This window comes from Kitasatospora sp. NPDC030952 (assembly GCF_055571335.1).
In genome coordinates this window covers 180,105-204,876 of sequence record NZ_JBVIFM010000017.1, presented here as the reverse complement: position 1 = coordinate 204,876, position 24,772 = coordinate 180,105, and the positions used below count along the sequence as shown (strand labels likewise).

Sequence of the window (24,772 nt, the reverse complement as noted above, 5' to 3'; positions counted from 1 at the left end):
CACACCCTCCCGGTCAGTGGTGTGGTCGTCCGCGAAACGACGGTCACCCGTCGCGTCCGGCACGTACTTCACACAGACGACGATCCTCAAGCTCATGAGCGGTTTCTCCTGTCACGGGTGCACGGATGCACTGGATCCATGGCCTCAGGTCAGGCCGAGGGTACTGAGTGCCAAGCCCGACCCGACCACCGTCCGCGCGCCGCAAGCGCCACCTGGACCGGCAGGCCGGGTCGGATCTCTTCGACTGGCGTCAGAGGCTCCATCGAGAGAATACGGCACTCAGTACCCCTCGTAAAGGCACTCAGTACCCTACCCGGCGCCCGGCGGCCCGCCGTCCGGGCGACAAGCGGACACAAGGTTTCCGCAAGCCCCCGCCAGGTCTCGTCAATGAATCCGCCAGCCGGCCCGGGGAGCATCGGTGGCGGGGCTCGTCGACGGCCCCGACCTGCGATCAAGGAGGGGGAAGGGAATGACCTTGGTGCACGGGGAACAGGACATCACGACCACCGACGGGACGCACAACGGCCACCGCTCGGACGGGAGGCCCGGCGGCGCGGCCTGGAGCAACAACGGGCCGTGGGAGACCCTGCCGGACCGCAAGCGGGTGCTGGTCGTCGCCCAGACCATGGTGTACGCCCAGCGGCTGCAGGACTTCTACACGCTGCTCGCCTCCGACCTGCGGATCCACGTGCAGTTCACGGTGGCGCCGCACATGTTCAACCGGGGTGCGGCGGAGGGGCTGCTGGCCCTCGGCGCCACCGTACTGCCCTGGGAGCAGGCCGTCCGGCACGAGTTCGACCTCGTCCTGGCGGCCGGCTCGCAGGGGATGGAGCAGTTGCACGGGCCGGTCGTCCGGCTCCCGCACGGGGCGGGCAACATCAAGCTGTCCCGGGGCGGCGGAGCGAACGGCGACCGGCCGGCCCGCAAGCTCGGCCCCGACTACCTGTGCTGGGAGGGCCGGCTCGTCCCGGTCTCGTTCGCGCTGGCCCACGAGGAGGAACTGGACGAACTCGGGCGCAACTGCCCCGAGGCCCTGCCGATCGCGGAGGTGGTCGGCGACCCCTGCTACGACCGGATCTCCGCCGCACTACCGCACCGGGAGTACTACCGGGCGGCACTCGGACTACGGCCGGAGGAGAAACTCGTCCTGGTCTCCTCCACCTGGGGGGCCGGCTCGCTGTTCACCCGGCTCGACGCCGTCCTGCCCCGGCTGACCACCGAACTGCCCCGGCCGGGCTACCGCACCGCGCTGCTGACCCACCCGAACATCGCGGCGGCCCACAGCCCCTGGCAGGTGCGCTCCTGGGCGACGGCCACCGGGCGCGGAGCCGTGTCGGTCCTCCCTCCGGAGGCGGACTGGCGGCCGCTGCTGGTCGCCGCCGACTTCGTCATCGGCGACCACGGCTCGGTCACCCTGTACGGCGCGATGACCGGCGTGCCCGTGCTGCTGGCCGAGTACCCGCACCGCAACGTCAACCCCCGCTCACCCTCCGCCCAGCTCGCCCGGACCGCGCCCGCGCTCGCCCCCGGGCACCCGCTCACCGACCAACTCGCCTACGCCGCCGAGCAGTACCGCCCGGAGGAGTACGCGGCGATCGCCGACCGGATCAGCTCCGAACCCGGCCGCTTCGACCGCAACGCCCGCCGACTGCTGTACCGGGTACTCGGACTCGGCCAGCCCGCGCACAGCCCGGCGGCGCCGCCGCTGCCGTTGCCGGCTCCGCTGGACGCCGTACCGGACGGCCCGCTGGGCGGCCCGCTGCTGCCGGACTTCCGGCGGGCCGGATGACCGCCGACCTGCACACCGTGGTGCGGCTCGCGCCGGTGGTCGGCTCCCCGCCCGTGGTGTTCGAGGCGCTGGTGGTGTCCCCGGCCGGCGTCCGCCATGGGCTGCTGGTCGCCGACCGTCCGGGCCCGGACGGGTGCGACCGGCCCGGGCCCGGCTTCGTGGACGAGCACCTGGCGGCCGACCTCACCGCGCCGGCGGGCTTCCGCCGACGGCGGCGGGCCGACGTGCTGCACCTCGGGCCGCTCCCCACGGCGGACCTCCACGTGCGGCTCGCCGGAGTGCTGGCCGCGCACCCCGGATGTGCGCTGGCCACGGCCCAGGACCGGACGGGAGCGGTGCTGCTGCTCGCCCGGACCGGGGCCCGGCTCGTCCTGCGGGCTGCCAGGCCGCCCGGCGGAGCGGCCCTGCCGCCGGCGGTCGGCTCGCTGGCGCACGCCTGGCTCGCCGCCGGGCGGCGGCTGACCGAGCTCACCCGGGTCGACCTCACCGGGCACCGCACCCCCGAGCCGGGACGGCCCCGACTCAGGACCGCAGCTCGTCGGGGCGGGGGGTGACGGCGGGATCGACGGCGTACGCGGCGAGGCGGCCGGCCAGTCCGGCCGCCTCGGCCACGGCACCGATCTGCCGGTACCGGGCCAGCGCCTGCTCGAACCGGGCACGCGCCGCCTCCGGACGGCCGCGCGACTCCTCGACCCGGCCGGCGAACTCCAGTGTCCGCGCCTCCCAGCGCGCCGAACGCCGGGCCCGGAAACCCTCGAGGGCCCGCTCGAAGCAGTCCCTGGCCAGCTCGTCCTGGGCCAGCGTGCCGTATGCCAGGCCCAGGAAGGCCAGCGCACGGGCCTCCTCGTAGCCGTCCCCGATCGAGGACAGCTCACGGCCGGCCCGCTCGATGGCCTCCACCGCCTCGGCCGCCCGGTCCGCCAACAGCAGCACCTCGCCGTACGCCAGCCGGGCCAGCGCCGCACCGCGCAGGTAGTGCTCGGCCTCGCGGAGCCGGATCACCTCGTGCAGGCACTCGGCGGCGGCGTCCAGCCGGCCGGCCAGCCGATGGACCAGACCGAGCCCGTTCAGCGCCTGGGCCTGGCCCAGCCGGTGACCCATGGACCGGGCGAGGTCGAGGGCGTCGGAGTACCACCGGGCCGCCTCCTCCGCGTCGCCCGCGTTCCGCAGGCCGTTCCCGCCGGAGGTCAGCATCCGCAGTTCGCCGGACCGGTCCCCGGCCGACCGGGCCGCCCGCAGACCGATCCGGTGGGCCTCCACCCACAGCCGGGCCGGACGCAGCCGTAGGAACAACGGCCACATGGCGTCGACGAGTTGCCAAGCCGCGGCGGGGCGGTCCAGCTCCTCGCACCAGCGCAGGAGCTCGGCCAGCCGGTCACGTTCCTCGTCCAGCCACTCCAGGGCGCGCACGTCGTCCGCGAACTCCCTTGCGGGGTGGATGGATCGGGTGAGGTAGTCGCGGGCGAGCGTACGGTGGCTCGGCGAGACGACCGCCTCGGCGGCCGTGGTGGAAGCGAGGTACCAGTCGACGATCCGGTCCAGGGCGCCCCGGCTCTGGTCGGCGTCCCGGACCTCCGCTCCGCGGGCCCGGGCGTGCAGCCGGACCAGGTCGTGGAAGCGGAACCGCTCCGGGCCCCTCTCCTCCAACAGGTGCACGTCGATCAGACCGTCCAGCAACCGGTCGGCTCCGGCCGGGTCGGTGTCCGCCAGGACGGCGGCGTTCTCCAGCGTGAACTCGGCGAACGGCAGCAGGCCCAGCAGTCCGTACAGCCGGGCGGCCTCCGGCTCCAACACACCGTAGGAGGCGTCCAGCAGGTCCCGCACCGTCTCGCCCCCCGCGTTCAGCGCCGCCAACCGGTCGCTTCCGCGCCCGAGCAGCTCGGCCGCCGCCGCCAGCGGCTGGGCCGGGCGCGCCGCGATCCGCGCCGCGGCCAGGCAGATCGCCAGCGGCAGCCCGGCGCAGGCGTCCACCACCTCGGCCGCGGCGACGCTCTCGTCGGCCACCCGGTGCTCGCCGACCCGCTCGGCGAGGATCTCGGTCGACGCCTCCGGCGCGAGCGGCTCCAGCGCGCGGAACACCGCCCCGTCCATCCCCAGGCCGGTGAGCCTTCGCCGACTCGTCACCACGACCACCGTGCCGTCCGAGCCCGGCAGCAGCGGGCGGACCTGGGCCGCCGTCGAGGCGTTGTCCAGCAGTACGGCGATCCGCCGCTCGGCCGCCAGCGAACGCCACAGCGCGGCGCCCTCCGCCAGGCTCCGGGGCACCGGCGAGATCCCGAACGCCCGCAGGAACGCGGCCAACGCCTCGGCCGGATCGGCCGGCCCACCCGGCGCGTACCCGCGCAGATCGGCGTACAGCTGACCGTCCGGGAAGCGCCCGGCCAGGCCGCGCAACCACTGGGCGGCCAGTGCCGTCTTCCCCACCCCGGCCGGGCCGGTCACCACGAAGGTTCCGTCCGGCACGCCGCCGTCCGGGCCCAACGACCGGTCCAGCGCCGCCAGATCGTCCTCCCGTCCGATCAACCGCCGTGGACAGGGCGGGAGTTGGCGTGGCCTGGGCAGCGGCGAGGCGTGCAGATGCACCCCGCCGTTGATCGTGCCCGCCTGCACCACCGAGCCACCGACCCCTCCGCCGCCGGTCAGCGAGTTGCGCACGACTCCGAAGGGCAGGTTGGCATCCGTCACCGGCCACCACCGACCACGGCAGATCCTGTCACTGGCTCCCCCAGCCTTCGACGAATTAACCGCGTGCATTTAGCAGATGACATGTCGTCAAGTCGAGAACATTCCCAAAGGACCATCCCCCGAACCTCATCGTGGTATAGCCGATCACCCCGAACGCATGCCATGCTCACCCGCGACACGGCAAGCTGGTAGCCAACCGGCGGGGGGCGTCACATGAAGTTCCATCTCCTGGGATCAGTTGAACTGTCGGTGAACGGAGAGCCATTGGCACTCCACTCCGACAAACGGCGCCAACTGCTGGCCTCACTGGCCCTGGAGGCCGGAAGGCCGCTCTCCCACACCTCGCTCGCGTACCGACTGTGGGACGAGGAACCACCGCCCAGCGCCCTGACCAGCCTGTACAGCCACGTTTCCCACCTCCGGGCACTGCTCAGACGCGCCGCCCTGGCCACCGGAACGGAGAACTCCAGGGAAGCCCCGACGATCGACACCCGATCGCACACGTACACCCTCCGGGCCGACTCCCAACTCATCGACTGGCACCGATATCTGGACCTCTCCCAGCAAGCCGGACTTCTCGCCGAGAACGGACAGGACCACCAGGCCAGAACCGTCCTCAGCCGCGCCGAGGAACTCTGGGGCGGCGAACCCCTGGCCGGCCTGCCCGGCACCTGGGCCCGCAACACCCGTGCCACCATGGCCGACCAGCGCTTCACCACCACCCTCCAACGGATCGAGATCGACCTACGGATCGGCCGCCACCACGACCTGATCCCCGAACTCACCGCCCTGCGCGAGAACCGCCCCACCGACGAACGCCTCGCCGCCCTCCTGATGACCGCACTCCACGCGGCCGGCCGCCAGGCCGACGCCCTGGCCGTCTACCCCGCCGTCGTCCGGCTGCTCCGCGCCCACCTCGCCACCGAACCCGGCGAGGCGCTCACCCGGCTGCACCGGCTCATGCTCAACGGCGAGCCGCTGCCGGGAGCGCGGGCGCGGGTGTCCGTCGGCCCTCCGGCCGCTGCGGTTGCCGCCGCCGGCCCCGGTCCCGGTCCTGGCCCCGGCTCCGCTCCCGGTCCTGGTCCCGATTCCGTTCCCGCTCCCGGTCCCGGTCCGATGGAAGCGCCCGGGCGCCACCGCTTGATCGGACGCCGGGACGACCTCCGACGCGTCCTGCCCGGCGCCGGGGCCGGCCAGGGCGGGGTCGTCACCGTCTCGGCGATCCTCGGCATGCCCGGAGTCGGCAAGACCACACTCGCCCTGCACGCCGCCGACCTGATGCGCGCGCACTTCCCCGACGGGTACGTCTACCTCAACCTGCGCGCCCACGTCGGCAACCAGCCGCCGCTCACCCCCGAGGCCGCCGGCGCCCTGCTGCTGAGACGCCTCGGCGTGCCCGCCACCACCATCCCGCTCGACGCCGACGAGGTCTTCACCCTCTGCACCGAGGCCCTCTCCGCCCGCCGGGCCGTCCTCGTCCTCGACGACGCCGCCAACGCCGCCCAGATCCGCCCGCTGCTGCCACCCGCGCCGTCCGCCCTGATCATCGTCACCAGCCGCCAGCGGCTCGCCGAACTCCCCGGCTCCCGACCGGTGTTCCTGGACGTCCTACCGGTCGACGACGCCGTCACCCTCTTCACCAACGTGGTCGGCCCCGAGCGCTCCGCCGACCGGGACCGCGTGGTCGAGATCGTGAACCGCTGCGGGCTCCTCCCCCTCGCCATCGAACTCGCCGCCAGCCGCCTCAAGGCCCGCCCCTCCTGGACCCTCGACCACCTCGCCCGCCGCCTCTCCCGCAAGGCCCGCCTCGCCGAGATCCGCAGCGGCACGGCCAGCATCGCGCGCGCCTTCGAGGTCTCCTACCAGTACCTTCCGGCGGGCCAGCGATCCGCATTCCGGTTGCTCGGGCTGTACCCGGGACCGGATTTCGGAGTCCACGCGGCGGCGGCGCTGCTCGGACGGACGATCGATGAGACCGATGAGGTTCTCGAGGCCCTCCTGAACTGTCATCTGATCGTCGAAATCTCGCCCGAGAGATTCCAACTACACGACCTCCTGAGGGAGTTCGCGGTTGCGTTGGGCGTGGAGGAGGAGCAGTGGGAATCGGCAACGGACCGCCTGCTCCGCTTCGCGCTGCACGCGGCTGACCAGGCGGATCACCTGCTCTATCCCCGCAGATCCAGAACCAGACTTCCGGCGGACCACGAATTCGATGACATGGACGATTGGTTGGGAGATATCGAGATCAATTCTCCCGCATCGGCCCGCACCTGGCTGGAGTCCGAGCACACGGCCCTGATCGCCCTGACCGCCCAGGCCCACCAAACCGGGCGCGCCGAGACCGGAGCCTGGCTCGCCCACGTCCTGGCCGGCCACCTGGACGCCGAGGCGTACTGGAGCGAGGCGCAGGAGATGCACCGGGCCGCAGCGGCCCACTGGCGGTCGGAGGCGAACGATCGGCAGGAGGCAAGGGCGCTGATCGATCTGGGAGCGACCCTGGCCAACGCCTCCCGCTACGAGTCCGCCGCCGAGACGCTGGAACGCGGGCTGGCCCTCGCCCGCCGTCACGACGATCCTGATGCGACCGCGAACGCGCTCAGCCTGTTGGGGCAGGTGCGCTGGAACCAGAGCCGCCTCCAGGAGTCGCTGGCGATCCAGGAGGAAGCACTGGGCATTCGACAGGAGATCGATGACCAGTGGAACGTCGCGCGCTGCCTGGCGAACATCGGCATCGTCCACCGCTCGATGGGGAATTACGAACTCGCGCTGGACGCCTACAACAGGGCCCTACCGATTTCCCGAAAATTCAGTGACCGGGTTTTCGAGCTGCGCATCCTGAACAACATCGGAGATCTCCAGCTCATCTCCGGAAACACATCGGCGGCGCGCCACACATTCGAGCAGATCCTGCACATCGGGCACGGCCACATATCCCAGTTCGACCTGTCCGTCGTCCACGTGAACCTGGCCGCCACCCTGGAAATTCCAGCGGAACTCGACCGCGCACTCTCGCTGTACCGGTCGGCATTGGAGACTTTCCGATCGGTCGGCAGCGTCCGTTACGAGGCGGACGCCATCAACGGCCTGGGCTCGGCGTACCTCGCCGTCGGCCGGCACAAGGAGGCGCGCGACCAGTACGTCGCGGCCCTCGGCCTCGCGCGATCCATCGGCACGGCCCGGGAGGAAGCGACCGCCCTGCGGGGGCTCGGCCAGTGCGAGGCGGCGCTCGGAAACACGGACAACGCCATCGAACATTTGCTCGCAGCCGTCAATCTTGCCGAGTCTGTCGGTATCGCCGATGAGGCGACCCAGGCCCGCATGGCACTCGTCGAGCTTCGCGCCCATCAAGCATGACAATCGCATTTTGCGTAAAACTTGCAAACGGCTAAGATCCCCAGGCGTCGGCAGATCTGCCGACGCCTCCCTTGGGCCTGCGAGTTACTCAGGAGTAGCGAATGTCAATAGGTCGTGAACCCACCTTCTGGGATATCCCCATCTGGTGTTAAGCGCCTAGGGCGACGGCCGCCTCTCCCGTGTACACGCTGAAAGTCAACGACTCCTGAAGGTACAGCTGTACCGAGTCCGCGTCGTGGGAGAGGTAGCCCACCGAAACGTCCTGCCCGAGGAAGAGCTCGAAGTCGCCGCCCCGGGTGGAGAGCAGGAAAGCGCCCTCGATCGCGGGGGCCCAGATGATGTCCCCGTCGAGCAGCCGGGCCAGGTGGTTGTGGATCGGGTACCCGTGATCACTGCGTTCGTTCACGGCGGTGAAGGCCTCCGCGCCGAGCAGGAGTGAGTACGGGCCGCCGACGCCCGCGAGGCGGAGGGCGGTGAGGGCGCGGCTGACCGCCTCGGGGTACTCCCTCACATCGCCCGGGAGTTGGACCGGCGGATTGCTGGAGGCGGCACGGATGCCCTCGATCTCGGCAGCCCGGTAGCCCTCGAAGACGGCGCGGTCCTCGGCTCGGGCGAGGGTGCGGGCGGCCTCCTTGACCGGCTGCCAGTCGGAGTCCCGGGAGCCGCGTTCGACGTCGTCGACGGCCGCCCGGCTGACGGTGAACGGGACGCGCAGCTCGACCACCGGACGGGCGGCGCGGGCATGGGCCTGGACGCCGCCGAGGGGTGGTTCGATGCCGGTGAGGTGCCCGGTGCCGACGGCGGCGAGGGTGGTGCCGCCGGGGCCGTTGAGGTCGACGACCCTGCGGCCGGCGATGTGCAGCTTGAAGGTCTGCCGGGCCTCCTCCTCGATCTCCTCCCAGGCGGCGGTGGAGACGGGGGCGAGCTCGCGGTGCAGGTTGTTCATGGCGCTGGTCCTGTTCAGGAGGTCGGCTTGAGGCTGCCGATACCGAGCGAGCCGTCCGGACGGGCCCGGTCCTCGTCGTCGGCGGCGGCCACCACGGCGGCGGCGGGCGGCGGGGAGTCCAGGAGGTCGGCGGTCGGGACGAAGAACAGCGAGCCGGTGACGGCGGTGGAGAAGTCGAGCAGCCGGTCGGTGGTGCCGGGCGGCCGGCCGATGAACATGTTGCGCAGCATCTCCTCGGTCACCTCGGGGTCGCGGGCGTAGCCGATGAAGTAGGTGCCGAACTCGCCGCCCCGCTCGAAGGAGCCGAAGGCCATGTTGAAGCGGACGATCTTCCGCTCCTCGCCGTCCGGGCCGGTGATCACGGTGAGTGCCACGTGCGAGTCGGCCGGTTTGGCGTCGTCGTCCAGCTCGATGTCGGTGAGCTTGGTGCGGCCGACCGCCCCCTCCTGCTCCTCGGTGCTCAGCGCGTTCCACTTGTCCAGGTCGTGCAGGTACTTCTGGACGATGACGTAGCTGCCGCCGGCGAAGTCCGGGTCCTCCGACCCCACCACGGCGGCGGTCTCGGCCGCTCGGCCCTCGGGGTTCTCGGTGCCGTCGACGAAGCCGAGGAGGTCCCGGTCGTCGAAGTACCGGAAGCCCTGGACGGAGTCGACCACGGTGGCGGCCCCGGCGAGGCGGGTGGTGAGTTGGCCGGCGAGTTCGAAGCAGAGGTCCATCCGCTCGGCCCGCAGGTGGAGCAGCAGGTCGCCGGGGGTGGCCGGGGCACGGTGGCGGGTGCCGGCCAGTTCCCGGAAGGGGTGCAGGGCGGCGGGCCGCGGGCCGTCGAAGAGGCGGTCCCAGAGTTCGGAGCCGATGCCGGTGACGCAGGTGAGGCCGCCCTCGGGGGCCCGGAAGCCGACCGCCCGGCGCAGTCCGGCGAGGTCGGGCAGGAGGTCGCGGACGGCGTCCTCGCGGCCGGGTTCGACGGTGAGGACGAGGAAGATCGCCGCGCCGGTCAGCGGGGAGAGGACGGCTTGGGGTTCGGGCGGCGTACTCACGGCTGCCCCCTTCGAGGGGACGCGCACAGGGCGTGGCGGACCGGCACCAATCTGATCATGCCAATGATTACATCGCATAGCGGACAAATCGGCGCGGCCGACACGCAGCCGAGAGGCCCCGTCGGAGGGTGCTCCGACGGGGCCGTTGGGGTGAACCGCCTCGGGCGCCCCGGACTGGGAGAGGTCCTAGACCCGCAGCGCCGCCAGCTGCTCGGCGAACGGGACCACCTGCTCCGGCACGGCCGCCCCCGCCGCCGGGGCTCGCCCGGCCAGCAGGGCCGCCAGTTCGCCCGCCGCGCGGTCGATCCGGCCCGGCAGGCCGTCGGTGAGGGTGTCCCCGGCCGTGCCCCAGTCGTCGGTGGCCGCGTACACCGCGGTCGGCAGCACCACCGCGCGCAGGTAGCTGAACAGCGGCCGTACGGCGTGCTCCAGGGCGAGCGAGTGCCGGGGCGTGCCGCCGGTGGCGGCGATCAGCACCGGCTTGCCGGTGAGCGCGTCGTGGTCGATCAGGTCGAAGAAGGACTTGAACAGGCCGCTGTAGGAGGCGGTGAAGATCGGCGTCACCGCGATCACCGCGTCCGCCTCCGTCACCGTTCCGATCGCCTCGCGCAGCGCTGCGGCCGGGAAGCCGGTGACGAAGTTGTTGGCGATGTCCACCGCGAGGTCGCGCAGTTCGATCACCGTGACCTCGGCCTCCCGCCCCTCCCCCGCGAGCCGGCGCACGGTCGACTCGGCGAGCCGGTCGGCCAGCAGCCGGGTCGAGGACGGCTTGCTCAGCCCGGCGCTCACCACGGCCAGCTTGAACACGGTCACCGGGAGACCTCCTCCTTCTCGTGGGCGTCCTGAACGCCCTGAACGCCCTGAGAGCCAGTGGCGCCCTGAGCATCCCGTGCCGCGACCAGCGCCGCGTGGGTCGGCCCGTCCGGCACCTCGGCCGGGCGGCCCTTGGCGAACTCGGCGCGCAGCACCGGCACGACCTCCTCGCCGAGCAGGTCCAGTTGCTCCAGCACCGTCTTCAGCGGCAGGCCGGCGTGGTCCATCAGGAACAGCTGGCGCTGGTAGTCGCCGAAGGTCTCGCGGAAGGTCAGGGTCTTCTCGATGACCTCCTGCGGGCTGCCCACGGTCAGCGGGGTCTGCTCGGTGAACTCCTCCAGCGAGGGCCCGTGCCCGTACACCGGCGCGTTGTCGAAGTACGGACGGAACTCGCGCACCGCGTCCTGGGAGTTCCTGCGCATGAACACCTGCCCGCCGAGGCCGACGACGGCCTGCTCGGGAGTGCCGTGGCCGTAGTGGGCGTAGCGCTCGCGGTACAGGTCGACCAGCTTCTGGAAGTGCTCCTTGGGCCAGAAGATGTTGTTCGCGAAGAAGCCGTCCCCGTAGTAGGCGGCCTGTTCGGCGATCTCGGGGCTGCGGATCGAGCCGTGCCAGACGAACGGCGGGACGTCGTCCAGCGGGCGCGGGGTGGCGGTGAAGCCCTGCAGCGGGGTGCGGAAGCGGCCCTGCCAGTCGACCACGTCCTCGCGCCACAGCTGGTGCAGCAGCGCGTAGTTCTCGATCGCGAGCGGGATGCCCTGGCGGATGTCCTTGCCGAACCACGGGTAGACCGGGCCGGTGTTGCCGCGGCCCATCATGAGGTCCACCCGGCCGTCGGCGAGGTGCTGGAGCATCGCGAAGTCCTCGGCGATCTTCACCGGGTCGTTGGTGGTGATCAGCGTGGTCGAGGTGGAGAGGATGATCCGGTCCGTCTGCGCGGCGATGTAGCCGAGCATGGTCGTCGGCGAGGACGGCACGAACGGCGGGTTGTGGTGCTCGCCGGTCGCGAAGACGTCCAGGCCGACGTCCTCGGCCTTGCGGGCGATGGCCACCATCGCCTTGATCCGCTCGTGCTCGGTCGGGGTGCGGCCGGTCGTCGGGTCGGGGGTGACGTCGCCGACGCTGAAGATTCCGAACTGCATGCTGTTCACCACACTCCAGGAGGTCCCAGGTAGTCCAACTTTCAACCACCCTAGCACCCGGGTGCGGACCCTTATTCCCGCCGACAATGGAAGGCGGGGCGGCGGCGACCGACCACGGGAGCGGGCCCCCCGGAAAGGCGGCCGACGATGGCGCCGTACATCGCGGTGAGCGCGCTGAGCCACGAGGGCCTGGTGCGGGAGCACAACGAGGACAGCCTCACGGTCGGCCCGTGGACGCTCTGCGCGACCGTGACCACCAACCCGCAGACCCTGCTCTTCCCGCTCGGCCCGCCCTGCGTGGTCGCGGTCGCCGACGGCCTCGGCGGCCACCCCGGCGGCGAGGTGGCCAGCGCACTGGTCGCCCGCCGGCTGGCCGCCACCGGAGCCGCCCTGAACGACGAGGAGGCCGTCCGGGAGGAGCTGCAGGAGTGCAACCGGGCGGTCTACGCGGCCACCGCCGGGGAGCCGGAACTCGCCGCCATGGGCACCACCATCGCCGGGCTGGTGCTACTGCCCGAGCAGGTGGTGGTCTTCAACGTCGGCGACAGCCGGGTCTACCGGGTCACCGGGGACGGGCTGCGCCGGGTGAGCGTGGACGACAGCCCGCCGCTCGCGCCCGGCCGGCGCACCACCTCGGTGGTCACCCAGACCCTGGGCGGCTCGCTCGGACTCACCTTCGTCGAGCCGCACGTACGGGTCGCGCCGCTCGCCCCCGGTGACCGCTACCTGGTGTGCAGCGACGGCCTGACCGATCCGGTGCCCGAGGAGGAGCTGGCCGGACTGCTCGCCCGGCCGGACGAGACCTCCGACCGGGCGGACGGGAAGGCCGCTTTCGAGCTGTGGAAGGCGGCGGTCGAGGCGGGCGGGCCGGACAACATCACCCTGGCACTGGTGCGGATCGGCGCATAGCCGGGCGCGCGGCCGAGCGCACAGCCGGGCGCACAGCCGGGCGCACAGGTGGGCGCGCAGGTGGGCGCACAGCCAGGCACGCAGCCCGGCGCGGTCCGCGCGGAAACGCCCGGAGGCCGTGCTGACGATTCGTCACCACGGCCTCCGGGCAAGCGAGTTGAGCCGCTCGCTTGGCGGCGTCGGCTACTTGCGCAGCAGCAGGATCCCCCCGGCCATCGCCAGGCCCACCACCACGGCGGCCGCGCCGTACGCCAGCCGGTGCGCCTTGAGCACCGGCAGGAAGCGGTCCACCGCGTAGCGGCCCGGGCCGGTGAGCGCGAGGGCGGCGGCGCCCGCGGTCAGCAGCAGAACGTACTCGTTGCCCTTCGGGGCGAAGAAGCCGCCGCCCCAGGTGACGGCGATCGCGTTGACCATCGTGCCGACGATCGCGGCGCCCGCCAGCGGGGTCAACAGGCCGGCGGCGAGGCCGAGTCCGCCCAGGGTCTCGGTCAGGCCGGCGACCACGGCCATGGTGTTGCCGGCCGGGTAGCCGCTCATGGTGAAGAACTGACCGGTGCCGTCGATCCCGCCGCCCCCGAACCAGCCGAACAGCTTCTGACTGCCGTGCGCGGCCATGGTCAGGCCGAGCACCAGGCGCAGGAGCAGGAGTCCGGCGTCGTAGGCGTGCGGAGAGGTGGTCGCGAGCCCGGAGCCGTCCCGGGCGAGGCGGGCGGTGGGGCTGGTGGCGGCGGTCGTGCTCGGGCTGCTGCTCGGCATGCGCGTCTCCATCGATCGGGGTCGGTCGTAGGGCTGTGGGTGGTGGTGCGGCCGGGCAGGGCGTGATGCCCCGTGCCTGTTGTTGAAATTTGAACCGGCCACTCCCCCGACCGTACCGTGAAGTTCGAATTTGAACAACCGGCGCCCGGTGAACGACTCGCGCGCCCCGCCGGGACCGGGGCAGGGTGGAGACATGGCTCAACGCAGGCAACACCAGCGGGCCCCTCGGCCCGGCACGCCCTACCCCGAGGCGCTCGCCGCCTTCGACGAGCGGGTCCGGCTGGTCCCGCCCGGCCGGTGGGACGCCCCCACCCCGTGCACCGACTGGTCGGTCCGCGACCTGGTCAACCACCTCACCGGCGAACAGCTCTGGATCCCCGAGCTACTGATGGGCGCCACCCTCGCCGAGGTCGGCGGCCGCTTCGACGGCGACGTGCTCGGCGAGGACCCGGTCGCCGCCTGGACCTCCGCCGCCGAAGCCGCCCGACAGGCCTGGGAGGTGCCCGGTGCCACCGAGCTCACCGTCCACCTCTCCTTCGGGGACGTCTCCGGGCAGTACTACCTGGACCAGCTCACCACCGACCTGGTCGTCCACACCTGGGACCTCGCCCAGGGCATCGGGGCCCGCACCCGGCTCCCGGGCGCCCTGGTGGACTTCGCCCTCGGCCAGTTCGGCGACTACGGCGACCTCTCCGGCAGCGGCCTCTTCGACCCACCCTTGCCGGTCCCCGAGGACGCGAGCCCGCAGACCCGGCTGCTGGCCCTCACCGGGCGCCGCGACGGGGGCTGAACCGGACCGGACAGGGGCCGGACCGGGGGTTCCGCCCGGCGGCGCCGGATACTGGACAGTACGGGGGCCAGTCGTGATCCCGGACGAGAGGCGGGCGCGCCATGAACCGCAGGCCGGACATCCTCGGGGAGTTCACCGCCGACCACAAGGCCGTCACCGAGCTGCTCGACCGGGCCCAGGCGGCCCCGGCCGGCTCGGCCGAGCGCGGCGAGCTGGTGACCAAGCTGACCGACCTGCTGTTCACCCACTGCGCCGCCGAGGAGGAGCACCTCTTCCCGCTCGTCCAGCACGACGTGCCCGAGGGCGGGGCGCTGGTGTTCCGCAGCATCCACGACCACCTGGCGATCGGGCAGTACCTCGCCGACCTGCAAGGACTCGGCCCGGCCGACCCGGCCTTCGACACCCTGCTCGCCGGTCTCGCCGACACCCTCCGACGGCACCTGACCGGCGAGGAGAAGGTGCTCTTCCCCGCCGCCCGCAAGGCCCTGCCGGCGGCGGACCGCGCGGCCCTGGGCGACCGGCTGCGAGCGGAACGGGCCGAACTCGGCCGGGCGGAATGACCCGCCGGGCGGAATGACCCGGGCCGAATGACCCGCCGGGCTGGATGACCCGCCTGCTCGGCCTCGGCCCCGCTCAGCCCGTCGGGCTGATCACCGCGAACCGGGCGCCCTCGCGGTCCCGCAGCCGGGCCACCCGGCCGTACGGGGTGTCGAAGGCCGGCCCGACCGCCGAGCCGCCCAGCTCCACGGCCAGGGCCAGCGCCCGGTCGGTGTCCGGGACGGCGAAGGACACCTCCCAGTGCGGCGGCATGCCCGCCGGGCCGCTCGACTGCTCCTTGGCCAGCGCCGCGACGCTGTGGCCCTCGGCGCGCAGCACCACCCGGTCGTGCTCCCAGCGGACCTCGAAGTGCTCCGGGTCCCGGCCGTCCCAGCGGAACACCTCGCCGTAGAACAGCGCCGCCGCGAACGGGTCCGGGGTGCGCAGCTCGATCCAGACCGGGGCGCCCGGCAGGTCCAGCTTCCGGGCGCGGCCCAGCGGGCCCTCCCAGATGCCGAACACCGCCCCGGCCGGGTCCGCCGCGAAGGCCACCCGCCCGGCGTCGAAGGCCAGCGGGCCGACCGCCAGGGTCGCACCGCGCTCCCGCACCGCGTCGGCGACGGCGTCGGCGCTCTCCGTCCCGAAGTAGCTGGTCCAGGCCACCGGCACCGCCCCGAGACCGGCCACCCCCAGCCCGGCCACCGCCTCCCCGCCGACCACCGCGTGCACGTACGGCCCGAAGCGCTCCGGCGCCGACTCGAACTCCCAACCCAGCAGCGGACCGTAGAACCCCTTGGCACCCTCCAGGTCCCCGGCCATCAGGCTCACCCAGCACGGAACGGCCGCCACACAGCGCACCCGGGCGGCCGTCTCCTCGCTGCTCATCGCGAACCTCCTCGCCCACCCGGCCGCCGGGCCCCTCCCGACTCCCACGACCCACCGGCCGCCCGGGACGCCCACAGCCTAGGCCGACGGAGGGACGCGCCCCGGGAAGGCACGGCCGGGCTCAGCGCACCCAGTTCTTCAGCGGCTCGGTGTCCAGGGCGATGCCGACCGGGTCGGGGAGCCGGACCGTCCTGCCGAACGGGAGGGTCTGGACGGCCTGGTAGCGGATGCCGTCCGGCCGGCTGTGGACGACGACCTCGGCGGAGTCCCGGTCGATCAACAGGTAGACGGGGATGCCGGTCTCGGCGTAGGCGCGGGGCTTCTCGACGCGGGCCCGGTGATCGGCTTCGGCTTCGGCATCGGTGACTTCGGCGACCATCAGCACCGCCCCGGTGTCCACCCACTCCCCCATGCCGACGAAGGCCTCGGAGGGTGCCAGGATTCCGTCCGGGTGCGCACGCCCGTCCCCCGCCCCCTGAACCTTCAGGCCGTGGTTGTGCAGGAACAGCTCCGGCCGCACCTGGAGACACCTCCGCACCAGCCACTCGACCACACAGCCGTGATTGCCGTCCGGCCGCGGCTTGATCGCCAGCCGCCCGCCGAGGAACTCCAGCCGGATGCCTTCGACCGCCCGCGGGGCGAGACGGGCGAGCTCCTCGAATTCCTCGGGCAGCATCTGCGGACGGTCGGAGATCGCACGCATGGCCTCGCTCCTTCGCTCGGACACTCGACCGGGCAACGAGCGCACCGGCGAGCGGACACGGGGCGTCCGGCTTCGGCGGGTTCCGACCTGCCCCGATCGACCCACATGTGATGCAGGTCACATGAGGGGCGGAAATTACGGGGACAGATTCCCCGTTTCCGAGTACGTTGGAGAAAGCGGGGAGAACTTCCCCGGTATCCTGGAGGAGCAGTCGCCATGACCACCGTCGCCGCAGAGCCGGCCCGTTCCACGGGGAGTGTGCGTACGCCGAAGTTGCGTGCGGACGCCAGCCGGAACCGGGAGCGGATCGTGCTGGCGGCCCGGGACGCGTTCGTCGAGCACGGTGCCGAGGTGCCGCTGGACGAGATCGCGAAGCGGGCGGGGGTCGGCAATGCCACGCTGTACCGGAACTTCCCGGACCGCACGGCGCTGATCCAGGAGGTGGCACTGCTCGTCAAGACCCGCATCCTGGCCCTCGCCGAGAAGGCGACGGCCGAGGCGGACGCGGGCGAGGGCGGCGGTCCGTTCGAGGCTCTGCAGCGGTTCGTGCACGCGACCGTGGCGGAGAAGGTCGGCGGGCTCTGCGCCGTCTTCACCAGCACCGTCGACCCGGACGACCCGGAGTTGACCGAGACGCGGGAGCGCCTGCGGTCCGCCGTGAGCGGACTGATGGAGCGCGCCCGGGCCACCGGTGAACTGCGGTCCGACGTCGACCACGGGGACCTGTTCGTCGCGATCAGCCAGCTGTCCCGGCCACTGCCGGGCACCTCCTGCCGACTGCTCGACGAGTTCGTCCACCGCCACCTGCAACTGTTCCTGGACGGCCTGCGCACGCCGGCCCGTTCGGCGCTGCCCGGCCGGGCCGCGACCTTCGAGGACTTCCGTTCCCGGGACTGACCGATCCACCTGGACCCGACACCACTGATCCGACCCACCAGCACCCCGCCCCCGCGCGGCTGACCGGCGCCGTTGCCGGACGCCTCCGGGCGCCCTCGCACCCGTACGGCAACCTGCCGTTCCCGTACGGCAGTTGACCGTTCTCGCACACCTCGCACCGTGAAATGGGTACCCCCATGTCTCAATCCGACGCCGCCCCGCAGGCGACGCTGCCCGATCCCCGGCGCTGGAAGGCGCTGATCTTCATCGGCCTCGCCCAGCTGATGGTCGTCCTCGACGCCACCATCGTGAACATCGCCCTGCCGTCCGCCCAGACGGACCTGGGCATATCCGACGGCAACCGCCAGTGGGTGATCACCGCCTACGCGCTGGCCTTCGGTGGCCTGCTGCTGTTCGGCGGCCGGATCGCGGACCTGTGGGGCCGTAGGCGGACCTTCATGGTCGGCCTGACCGGCTTCGCCCTCGCCTCCGCGCTCGGCGGCTTCGCGGTCAACACCGCGATGCTGCTCGGCGCCCGCGCGCTGCAGGGCGTGTTCGGCGCGCTGCTCGCACCGGCCGCGCTGTCACTGCTCGCGGTGACCTTCACCGAGGCCAAGGAGCGGGCCAAGGCCTTCGGCATCTACGGGGCGATCGCCGGTGGCGGTGGCGCCATCGGCCTGATCCTCGGCGGTGCGCTGACCGAGTACCTGAACTGGCGCTGGACCTTCTTCGTCAACATCCCCTTCGCCATCGCGGCCATCGCCGGCGCCGTCCTGGTGATCCGCGAGCCCGCCGGGGGCCGCAACCGCAACAAGCTGGACATCCCCGGCGTGCTGCTGGTGACCACCGGGCTGGTCTCGCTGGTGTACGGCTTCACCCGCGCCGAGTCCAGCGGCTGGACGGCCGGCAGCACCCTGTCGCTGTTCGCCGCGGCCGTCGTCCTGCTGGCCGCCTTCGTCCTGGTGGAGCTCAAGGTCAAGGCCCCGCTGCTGCCGCTGCGCGTGGTTCTGAACCGCAACCGCGGCGGGGTCTACCTGTCGCTGGGCATGGCCGTGATCGGCATGTTCGGGCTGTTCCTCTTCCTGACCTACTACCTGCAGGTCGTGCGTGGTTACAGCCCGGTGCTGACCGGTGTGGCGTTCCTGCCGATGGTGGCGGGCATGATCACCGGCTCCACCCAGATCGGTGCCCGGCTGATGACCCGGGTCCCGGCGCGCTACCTGATGGCGCCCGGTTTCCTGACCGCCTCGGTCGGCATGTTCCTGCTGACCCACATCGGCCTGGACACCTCCTACCCGGCGCTGATCCTGCCCGGTCTGGTCCTGATGGGCCTCGGCATGGGCACCGCGTTCATGCCGGCCATGAGCCTGGCCACCCACGGCGTCCAGCCGCGGGACGCGGGCGTGGCCTCGGCCATGGTCAACACCTCGCAGCAGGTCGGCGGCGCCATCGGCACCGCGCTGCTAAACACCATCGCGGCCAGCGCCACCACCAGCTGGCTGACCTCGCACGCCGCCGCCATCGCCACCGCCGCCACCCCGGAGGCCGCCAAGGCCGTGCAGTTCCAGGGCATGGTGCACGGCTTCTCGACCGCGATCTGGGTGTCCTTCGGGATCCTGGTGGCGGCCGCCACGGTCGCCTTCACCTTCATCAACGCCGGTCGGCCGGGTGCGGCGGGCGCCGGCTCGGACGCGAGTGCGGCGAAGGTCGACGAGGTGCCGGTGCTGGTGCACTGACCCTCTCGGGCCCCTGCGGGGTGCCGCCCTTCCACGGGCAACTCGGGTGCGAACGCGGCCCGTCCGGTGTCTCCCACGACACCGGGCGGGCCGCTCGCGTTGTGGCGGGTCGCGCGCCACAGCAGCTTCCACCCCCTCCGATAGAAGTGGGGATCACTCCCCGATATGGTGACCCCAGCATGAAACGGGGAACTATCCCCGTTTCCTTCGGACCCGAGGTGCGTGGACATGACGCGGAATCAGAACCCAGGACGGGGGCGGCGGGCCGCCGACTGGGCGGACGGCAGGCTGGGGATCCACACCCTGGCCAGGGCCAACCTGCGGAAGATCTTTCCGGACCACTGGTCCTTCATGCTGGGCGAGATCTGCCTCTACACCTTCCTGATCATCATCCTGACCGGTGTCTGGCTGACCCTGTTCTTCAAGCCCAGCATGGGCGAGGTGGTCTACAGCGGCTCGTACGTCCCGCTCAAGGGCGTCCCGATGTCCGAGGCCTACGCCTCCACCGTGGACATCAGCTTCGAGGTGCGGGGCGGGCTGCTGATCCGGCAGATCCACCACTGGGCCGCGCTGGTCTTCGTGGCCGCGATGCTCGTGCACATGATGCGCGTGTTCTTCACCGGCGCGTTCCGCAAGCCGCGTGAGATCAACTGGGTCTTCGGCTTCCTACTGCTGGCCCTCGGCATGTTCGACGGCTTCTTCGGCTACTCGCTGCCGGACGACCTGCTGTCGGGTACCGGTATCCGCTTCATGGAAGGCGCGATCCTCGCGGTCCCGCTGGTCGGCACCTACATCCAGATGTTCCTGTTCGGCGGGGAGTTCCCCGGCCACGACATCGTGCCGCGCTTCTTCACCATCCACGTGCTGCTGATCCCGGGCATCATGCTCGGCCTGCTGGTGGCGCACCTGATCCTGGTCTTCTACCACAAGCACACCCAGTGGGCGGGCCCGGGCAAGACCGAGAAGAACGTGGTCGGGATGCCGCTGATGCCCGTCTACATGGCCAAGGCCGGCGGGTTCTTCTTCCTGGTCTTCGGGATCATCGCGCTGATGTCGGCGATCGCCACGATCAACCCGATCTGGGCCTACGGCCCGTACCGCCCGGACCAGGTCTCCACCGACGCCCAGCCGGACTGGTACATGGGCTTCGCCGAGGGCCTGATCCGGGTGATGCCCGGCTGGGAGATCGGGATATGGGGGCACACCCTCAACCTCGGGGTGCTGATCCCGCTCACGCTGTTCCCGGTGATCCTGGGCGCGATCGCGGTCTACCCGTTCATCGAGGGCTGGGTGACGAACGACGGGCGGGAGCGCCACCTGCTCGACCGGCCGCGCAACGCGCCCGTGCGCACCGCCCTCGGCGCGGCCTGGATCAGCGTCTACCTGGTGATGCTCGCGGGCGGCGGCAACGACCTCATCGCCACCCATCTGCACCTGTCGCTCAACACCATCACCTACGCGGTGCGGATCGGCTTCTTCGTCGTCCCGGTGGCCGTCTTCGTGGTCACCAAGCGCTGGTGCCTGGGCCTCCAGCGACGGGACCGCGACAAGGTGCTGCACGGGCGGGAGACCGGTGTCATCAAGCGGCTGCCGCACGGCGAGTTCACCGAGGTGCACGCCGGGCTCGCGCCCGCCGAACTGCACCGGCTCACCGCCCACGAGCAGCCCCGCCCCCTCGAACTGCCGCCCGCGGTGGACGAGAATGGAGTGGCCCGGCCGGCGGGCGCGCTCACCCGCACCCGCGTACGGCTGTCCCGCGGATTCCACGGCGAGCACGCCAGGATCGCCAAGCCCACCGCCGGGGAGTACCGCGGGCATCGCGAGATCACCCAGGGCGAGGGCCACGGTCACCACTGACCCGCCCCCCGACAGAGGGAGGAGATCATGCCCGACCGAACCGAGCAGCTCGCCGACAGCAGGTACCTCCTGCTGACCACCTTCGCCGACGACGGCAGCCGGCTGGACTCCCAGCTCTGGGTGGTGCCGGACGGCCCGGCGCTCGGCGTCTGGACCCCGGCCCACTCCGGGGAGGCCGAACGGATCCGCCGCCACCCCCGGGTGCTGATCGGCCCCTGCGACGCCCACGGGCGCCCGACCGGCCGACGGCTCCCGGCCCGCGCCCGGCTCTGCGACCCCGACGCGACCGCGCGCTACCGCACCTCACTGATCAACAAGTACGGCCTCACCGCGCTGATCGTGCTGGCCCGCAGCCGGTTCCGGGTCGGACTGGCCGGCACGGTCGGGATCCGGATCACGCCGAACGAGCTGGAGCAGCGGCTGGTCGGGCCGGAGTGGCGGCCGCCGGGCACGTACTGCGTCAACTGACGCCCGCCGTACGGCCGGGCCCGTAGCGCCGGGCCCGTACGGCGGGGACCGGGGCGCCAGGCCCGTACGGCGGGGACCGGGGCGCCAGGCCCGTACGGCGGGGACCGTACGGCGGGGACCGGTCCGTCAGTCCCCGTCGTCCGGTGCCCGGGCCAGGTCCCCGGGCTCGCAGGCCTCCCGGCCGGTCCCCACGTGCACGACCTTGACCGCCCGTTCGGGGCCGCCGGGCACGACCTGCTGCTCGTGCCCGCAGCGCGGGCAGATCAGCGGGATGCGCGCGCGGTTCGGGTCCCGTCCGGCCTGGTCGCCGCCCGGGTGCGGGGCGGTCACGAGAGCGGGTGGGTCGGGACCGGGCTGACCTCCTGGATCTCGCCGTGGGCCTTGGAGAGCAGCTGCGAGGCGAGGTCGTTGAGTGCGCGGGCGCCCGCGATCTCCTCGCCGACCCGCAGTTGTTCCGGGTCCGAGGGGTGGCGGCTGCTGTAGCCGTGGGCGCGCACCTCGCTCCCGTCGCCGAGCCGGAGCAGGGCGGCCGCGGTCGTCCGCGGGCCGTCCTCGCGGAACTCCATCTCGATGTGCCAACCGACCAGAGTCTGCATGGCGGATCACCTCCATCGGTTACTCCTCCAGGGTGCGCCGCACCCCGCGTGAACACCAGGCCAGCCGGACCGGGGCGGGTTGAACGCGTTCAACAATGCCGCGTAGAGTCATCGGCACACGGCATTTGAACGCGTTCAAGAGAAGTGGGGCCGCCATGGACAAGGGCACGACGGAACTGGTCGACCTCCTGGTCCTGCTCGGCATGGGCGCCGTCCTGCCGCTCGGCCTCGCGCTCGTCGACGAACCCGGACTGGCCCGGATCCGCCGGCTGTGGCCGCTCGCGGCCGTCCCCGGGGCGCTCTCGCTCTGGTTGCCGCGCGGCGCCCTCGCCACCGGCACCGCGGTCGTCTACGCCCTCGGCACCCTGGCCGTCGCCCTGCACGCACCCCGGCGACTGGCCCGGACCCGCTCCCTCGCCCCCGCCGAGGTCGCCGTGCTCACCGCACTCGCCGCCCCCTCGGTGGCCGGGGTCGCGCTGGTCGCCGAACGCTCCGGCTACCCGCTGTTCGGCTTCGAGCCGCACATCCTGGCGCTGACCGTCCCGCACTTCCACTACGCCGGATTCACCGCCGCGCTGATCGCCGGACTGGTCTGCCGGGCCTCGGAACCCGGCTCCCGAGCGGCCCGCTGCGCGGCCCTCAGCGTCCCCGCCGGCACCCTGCTGGTGCTCGCCGGGTACTTCCTCGGCAACTGGTGGCAGTTCGCCGGAGCCGTCGTCCTCAGCACCGGGATGTGGCTGGTCGGCCTGGTCAGCTGGCGCGAGCTGCGCCCCCGCACCGCGGACCGGACGGCCGCCCGGCTGCTCGCCGTCTCCTCCGCCGTCCTGGCGCTCACCATGCTGCTCGCCCTGTGGTGGGCGCTCGGCCGGGCCGCCGGACTCCCCCACCCCACCCTGGGCTGGATGGCCGCCACCCACGGCCTCGGCAACGCGCTCGGCTTCGCCCTCTGCGCGCTCCTCGCCTGGCGCCGGACCACCACCGCGGAGGACCCCCGATGAACGACTACAGCTACCCCGAGCAGGGCGCCAGCCGCACCGGCGAACTGCCCGCCGGCTACCGCCACCTGCGGCACCGGGCCCGCATCGGCCACGGCCGCGCCGCCCTGGACGTCGCCGGGGCCGCCCTGCTCGGCTGGCGGATGCACCGCCTGGCCGGCGTGCGGATCGACGCGGAGGCCGAGGAGGCCGCCCCGGGCGTCGCCGTCCGCTGCGCGATCGGCGTCGGCCCGCTACGGGCGGGCGCGCCCAACCGGGTGCTGGCCGCCATCAACGGCCCGGACCGGTACGGCTTCACCTACGGCACCAGGCACGGGCACCTCGGCCGGGGCGAGGAGACCTTCCTGGTCGAACTGGCGCCGGACGGGTCGGTCTGGTTCAGCGTCACCGCGTTCAGCCGACCGGTCGCCTGGTGGGCCCGGCTCGCCGGTCCGCTGTTCCCGCTCCTCCAGCACGCCTTCGCCCGGCGCTGCGGGCGGGTGCTGGCCTCGATCGCGGCGGACGCCGGATGACACCGACCGGCAAATGCGCTGGTCGGGCCGCACGGGCCTGCGGCATCATCGCCGGATGATGTCGATGCAGCCGGTCCTGGAGATGGACGCCCCCGACGATGACTTCGCGCTCTGGCCCACCGGAGCGTTCGAACCGTACGGATTCCTGGTGCTGGACGGGCGGCTGACCCCGCAGGACGTCGGCTCGGCGGTGTGGCGGATCGCCGCCGCCAACGGGGACGAGCCCGAGGGCGGCGAACCGCCCGACCCGCTGGAGGCCTTCCTGTCCGGGCTGCTCACCGGGGAGTACGCCATCGCCGCCGGCGGCTTCCGGGTGACGGACGACGCCACCGGCACCGTCTTCGGACCGGGCTGCTGCAACGGCCTGGAGGAGTGGCGCGACTGGCTGGAGGTGACGGACGGCTCGGGCGAGGGCTGGTTCGGCCACGACCCCTACGCCGCGGCCCGACGCGTCGACGGCACGGTGCGGTTGACGGTGGACACCAAGACCGCCGACAGCCCGGTGATCGAGCTGCCGGTGGCCGAGCTGCGCCGGCTGCTCGCCGGGGCCGAGCGGGACCTCCGGGACTTCGTCCGGCTGGCCGGGGACTGGGCCGAGCAGCAGATCCCCGACCATGCCGCGGCTCTCACCACCGCGCTGGCCCGGGCGTTGGCGCTGGAGCCCGCGCCGTGACCAGCTTCCGCACCCACCGGGCCCGGGTGCACGACACCGCCCTCCCCGTGTACCGCCGCCACAGCGCGCTGCGCACCTGCCTGACCGAGTTCGCCCCGTACGGCCTGCGGGCGACCTACCACCACCTCACCGTCAGCGCCCGGATGCCCCGGCTGCTGGAGGCCGACCCGGAGTCGCTGGTGCGGGCGGTGGAGGAACTGCACGAGGCGCGGCAGCTGTGGCTGGCCCGGGCGGAGCGGTACGCGGCGCAGCGGCGGGCGGAGAAGCGGGACCGGCGGCGGCCGCCGGCGCCGGCGTGGTGGAACCAGCCCTGGTGGACCTCGCCGGACGACGCCTGGCGCCACGATCCCTTCCTGCATCCGGCGTTGAGCCTGCCCGACTACGTCCGGCGGCAGAACGCGCTGATGGACGGGGCCGAACTGCCCGGCTGCCCGGCCTGCGGGGAGGAGGGGCCCGCGGTGGTGCTGTCGACCGGCCACGGCCGGGCCGAACTGTGCCGCTCCTGTGCCCGGGTGCTGGTGCCGTGTACGTGCGGCCGGTGGCACAGCTACGAGCAGGAACTGCGGGTCGGCTGGAGCCGGACCTGGCGGCGGGAGCACATGACTGGTACCGGCGAGCCCGACCCGCGGTGGCCCGCCCACCTGGGCGAGGCCCGGGTCCGGCGGCTGGGCGCGTACGAGGTGCTGCACCTGCCGCCGTCCTGAGCCCTGTCT

At 72.6% G+C, this 24,772-nt stretch carries 24 protein-coding genes and 1 pseudogene; 14 read left to right on the top strand and 11 right to left on the bottom strand.

Annotation, left to right across the window (positions count from 1 at the left end; genetic code table 11):
• Positions 1-96: pseudogene (locus ACZ47G_RS27420) on the bottom strand (electron transfer flavoprotein subunit beta); the annotation flags it as partial.
• Between the two features lie 373 nt (positions 97-469).
• Between ACZ47G_RS27420 and ACZ47G_RS27415 the strand changes: the two are divergent.
• Positions 470-1,789: a hypothetical protein gene (locus ACZ47G_RS27415; RefSeq protein WP_465747029.1), complete on the top strand. Its 1,320-nt coding sequence runs from the start codon at positions 470-472 to the stop codon at positions 1,787-1,789.
• Complete coding sequence (locus ACZ47G_RS27410; protein ID WP_465747027.1) at positions 1,786-2,343, top strand: hypothetical protein; 558 nt, start codon at positions 1,786-1,788, stop codon at positions 2,341-2,343. The genes ACZ47G_RS27415 and ACZ47G_RS27410 overlap by 4 nt, the downstream gene beginning before the upstream one ends.
• On the opposite strand, the gene ACZ47G_RS27405 is transcribed toward ACZ47G_RS27410, so the two are convergent.
• A complete protein-coding gene (locus ACZ47G_RS27405; protein ID WP_465747025.1) occupies positions 2,312-4,474 on the bottom strand; it encodes a tetratricopeptide repeat protein in 2,163 nt (720 codons plus the stop codon). The two genes, ACZ47G_RS27410 and ACZ47G_RS27405, sit on opposite strands and share 32 nt — an antisense overlap.
• 264 nt (positions 4,475-4,738) lie before the next feature.
• Between ACZ47G_RS27405 and ACZ47G_RS27400 the strand changes: the two genes are divergently transcribed.
• Complete coding sequence (locus tag ACZ47G_RS27400) at positions 4,739-7,828, top strand: AfsR/SARP family transcriptional regulator (protein ID WP_465747023.1); 3,090 nt, start codon at positions 4,739-4,741, stop codon at positions 7,826-7,828.
• A gap of 148 nt (positions 7,829-7,976) precedes the next feature.
• Here ACZ47G_RS27400 and ACZ47G_RS27395 read toward each other — a convergent pair whose 3' ends face one another.
• The 4 genes from ACZ47G_RS27395 to ACZ47G_RS27380 form a co-directional block, all read right to left on the bottom strand.
• On the bottom strand, positions 7,977-8,774 hold the full coding sequence (locus tag ACZ47G_RS27395; RefSeq protein WP_465747021.1) for a family 1 encapsulin nanocompartment shell protein: 798 nt from the start codon (positions 8,772-8,774) through the stop codon (positions 7,977-7,979).
• A gap of 14 nt (positions 8,775-8,788) precedes the next feature.
• A complete protein-coding gene (locus ACZ47G_RS27390; protein WP_465747019.1) occupies positions 8,789-9,811 on the bottom strand; it encodes a Dyp-type peroxidase in 1,023 nt (340 codons plus the stop codon).
• 186 nt (positions 9,812-9,997) lie between these two features.
• On the bottom strand, positions 9,998-10,624 hold the full coding sequence (locus ACZ47G_RS27385) for an FMN reductase (protein WP_465747017.1): 627 nt from the start codon (positions 10,622-10,624) through the stop codon (positions 9,998-10,000).
• On the bottom strand, positions 10,621-11,766 hold the full coding sequence (locus ACZ47G_RS27380; RefSeq protein WP_465747015.1) for an LLM class flavin-dependent oxidoreductase: 1,146 nt from the start codon (positions 11,764-11,766) through the stop codon (positions 10,621-10,623). Before ACZ47G_RS27380 ends, ACZ47G_RS27385 begins: the two co-directional genes overlap by 4 nt.
• Before the next feature lie 147 nt (positions 11,767-11,913).
• On the opposite strand from ACZ47G_RS27380, the gene ACZ47G_RS27375 reads away from it, so the two are divergent.
• The gene (locus tag ACZ47G_RS27375) at positions 11,914-12,675 is read left to right on the top strand and encodes a PP2C family protein-serine/threonine phosphatase (protein WP_465747013.1); all 762 of its coding nucleotides are present in this window, start codon (positions 11,914-11,916) and stop codon (positions 12,673-12,675) included.
• A gap of 183 nt (positions 12,676-12,858) precedes the next feature.
• Here the strand turns inward: ACZ47G_RS27375 and ACZ47G_RS27370 are convergent, their stop codons facing one another.
• Complete coding sequence (locus ACZ47G_RS27370; protein WP_465747011.1) at positions 12,859-13,431, bottom strand: DoxX family protein; 573 nt, start codon at positions 13,429-13,431, stop codon at positions 12,859-12,861.
• Positions 13,432-13,624: 193 nt separating this feature from the next.
• On the opposite strand from ACZ47G_RS27370, the gene ACZ47G_RS27365 reads away from it, so the two are divergent.
• Positions 13,625-14,221 (top strand): TIGR03086 family metal-binding protein, encoded by a 597-nt coding sequence (locus ACZ47G_RS27365; RefSeq protein ID WP_465747009.1) that lies wholly within the window; start codon positions 13,625-13,627, stop codon positions 14,219-14,221.
• 101 nt (positions 14,222-14,322) lie between these two features.
• A complete protein-coding gene (locus tag ACZ47G_RS27360) occupies positions 14,323-14,781 on the top strand; it encodes a hemerythrin domain-containing protein (RefSeq protein ID WP_465747007.1) in 459 nt (152 codons plus the stop codon).
• Positions 14,782-14,854: 73 nt separating this feature from the next.
• Here the strand turns inward: ACZ47G_RS27360 and ACZ47G_RS27355 are convergent, their stop codons facing one another.
• The gene (locus tag ACZ47G_RS27355) at positions 14,855-15,643 is read right to left on the bottom strand and encodes a VOC family protein (RefSeq protein WP_465747005.1); all 789 of its coding nucleotides are present in this window, start codon (positions 15,641-15,643) and stop codon (positions 14,855-14,857) included.
• 121 nt (positions 15,644-15,764) lie between these two features.
• Positions 15,765-16,346: a Uma2 family endonuclease gene (locus tag ACZ47G_RS27350; RefSeq protein WP_465747003.1), complete on the bottom strand. Its 582-nt coding sequence runs from the start codon at positions 16,344-16,346 to the stop codon at positions 15,765-15,767.
• Positions 16,347-16,562: 216 nt separating this feature from the next.
• On the opposite strand from ACZ47G_RS27350, the gene ACZ47G_RS27345 reads away from it, so the two are divergent.
• The 4 genes from ACZ47G_RS27345 (at position 16,563) to ACZ47G_RS27330 (ending at position 21,283) form a co-directional block, all read left to right on the top strand.
• A complete protein-coding gene (locus ACZ47G_RS27345; RefSeq protein WP_465747001.1) occupies positions 16,563-17,243 on the top strand; it encodes a TetR/AcrR family transcriptional regulator in 681 nt (226 codons plus the stop codon).
• Positions 17,244-17,419: 176 nt separating this feature from the next.
• The gene (locus ACZ47G_RS27340; protein WP_465746999.1) at positions 17,420-18,958 is read left to right on the top strand and encodes an MFS transporter; all 1,539 of its coding nucleotides are present in this window, start codon (positions 17,420-17,422) and stop codon (positions 18,956-18,958) included.
• Positions 18,959-19,186: 228 nt separating this feature from the next.
• Complete coding sequence (gene qcrB, locus ACZ47G_RS27335; protein WP_465746997.1) at positions 19,187-20,815, top strand: cytochrome bc1 complex cytochrome b subunit; 1,629 nt, start codon at positions 19,187-19,189, stop codon at positions 20,813-20,815.
• 27 nt (positions 20,816-20,842) lie between these two features.
• On the top strand, positions 20,843-21,283 hold the full coding sequence (locus ACZ47G_RS27330) for a PPOX class F420-dependent oxidoreductase (protein ID WP_188305211.1): 441 nt from the start codon (positions 20,843-20,845) through the stop codon (positions 21,281-21,283).
• A 126-nt stretch (positions 21,284-21,409) separates the two neighbouring features.
• Here ACZ47G_RS27330 and ACZ47G_RS27325 read toward each other — a convergent pair whose 3' ends face one another.
• Both ACZ47G_RS27325 and ACZ47G_RS27320 read right to left on the bottom strand, forming a co-directional pair.
• Positions 21,410-21,613, bottom strand: coding sequence for a hypothetical protein (locus ACZ47G_RS27325; protein ID WP_465746995.1), 204 nt, complete (start codon positions 21,611-21,613; stop codon positions 21,410-21,412).
• Entirely contained in the window at positions 21,610-21,879 is a 270-nt protein-coding gene (locus ACZ47G_RS27320; protein ID WP_465746993.1) for a DUF1876 domain-containing protein, read from the bottom strand. Before ACZ47G_RS27320 ends, ACZ47G_RS27325 begins: the two co-directional genes overlap by 4 nt.
• Before the next feature lie 155 nt (positions 21,880-22,034).
• On the opposite strand from ACZ47G_RS27320, the gene ACZ47G_RS27315 reads away from it, so the two are divergent.
• The 4 genes from ACZ47G_RS27315 to ACZ47G_RS27300 are packed head-to-tail and all read left to right on the top strand — an operon-like array spanning position 22,035 to position 24,763.
• A complete protein-coding gene (locus ACZ47G_RS27315; RefSeq protein ID WP_465746991.1) occupies positions 22,035-22,877 on the top strand; it encodes a YndJ family protein in 843 nt (280 codons plus the stop codon).
• Complete coding sequence (locus ACZ47G_RS27310) at positions 22,874-23,386, top strand: DUF1990 family protein (RefSeq protein ID WP_465746989.1); 513 nt, start codon at positions 22,874-22,876, stop codon at positions 23,384-23,386. The genes ACZ47G_RS27315 and ACZ47G_RS27310 overlap by 4 nt, the downstream gene beginning before the upstream one ends.
• A gap of 55 nt (positions 23,387-23,441) precedes the next feature.
• Positions 23,442-24,059 (top strand): hypothetical protein, encoded by a 618-nt coding sequence (locus ACZ47G_RS27305; RefSeq protein WP_465746987.1) that lies wholly within the window; start codon positions 23,442-23,444, stop codon positions 24,057-24,059.
• Complete coding sequence (locus ACZ47G_RS27300) at positions 24,056-24,763, top strand: hypothetical protein (RefSeq protein WP_465746985.1); 708 nt, start codon at positions 24,056-24,058, stop codon at positions 24,761-24,763. The genes ACZ47G_RS27305 and ACZ47G_RS27300 overlap by 4 nt, the downstream gene beginning before the upstream one ends.
• Positions 24,764-24,772: the final 9 nt, after the last annotated feature.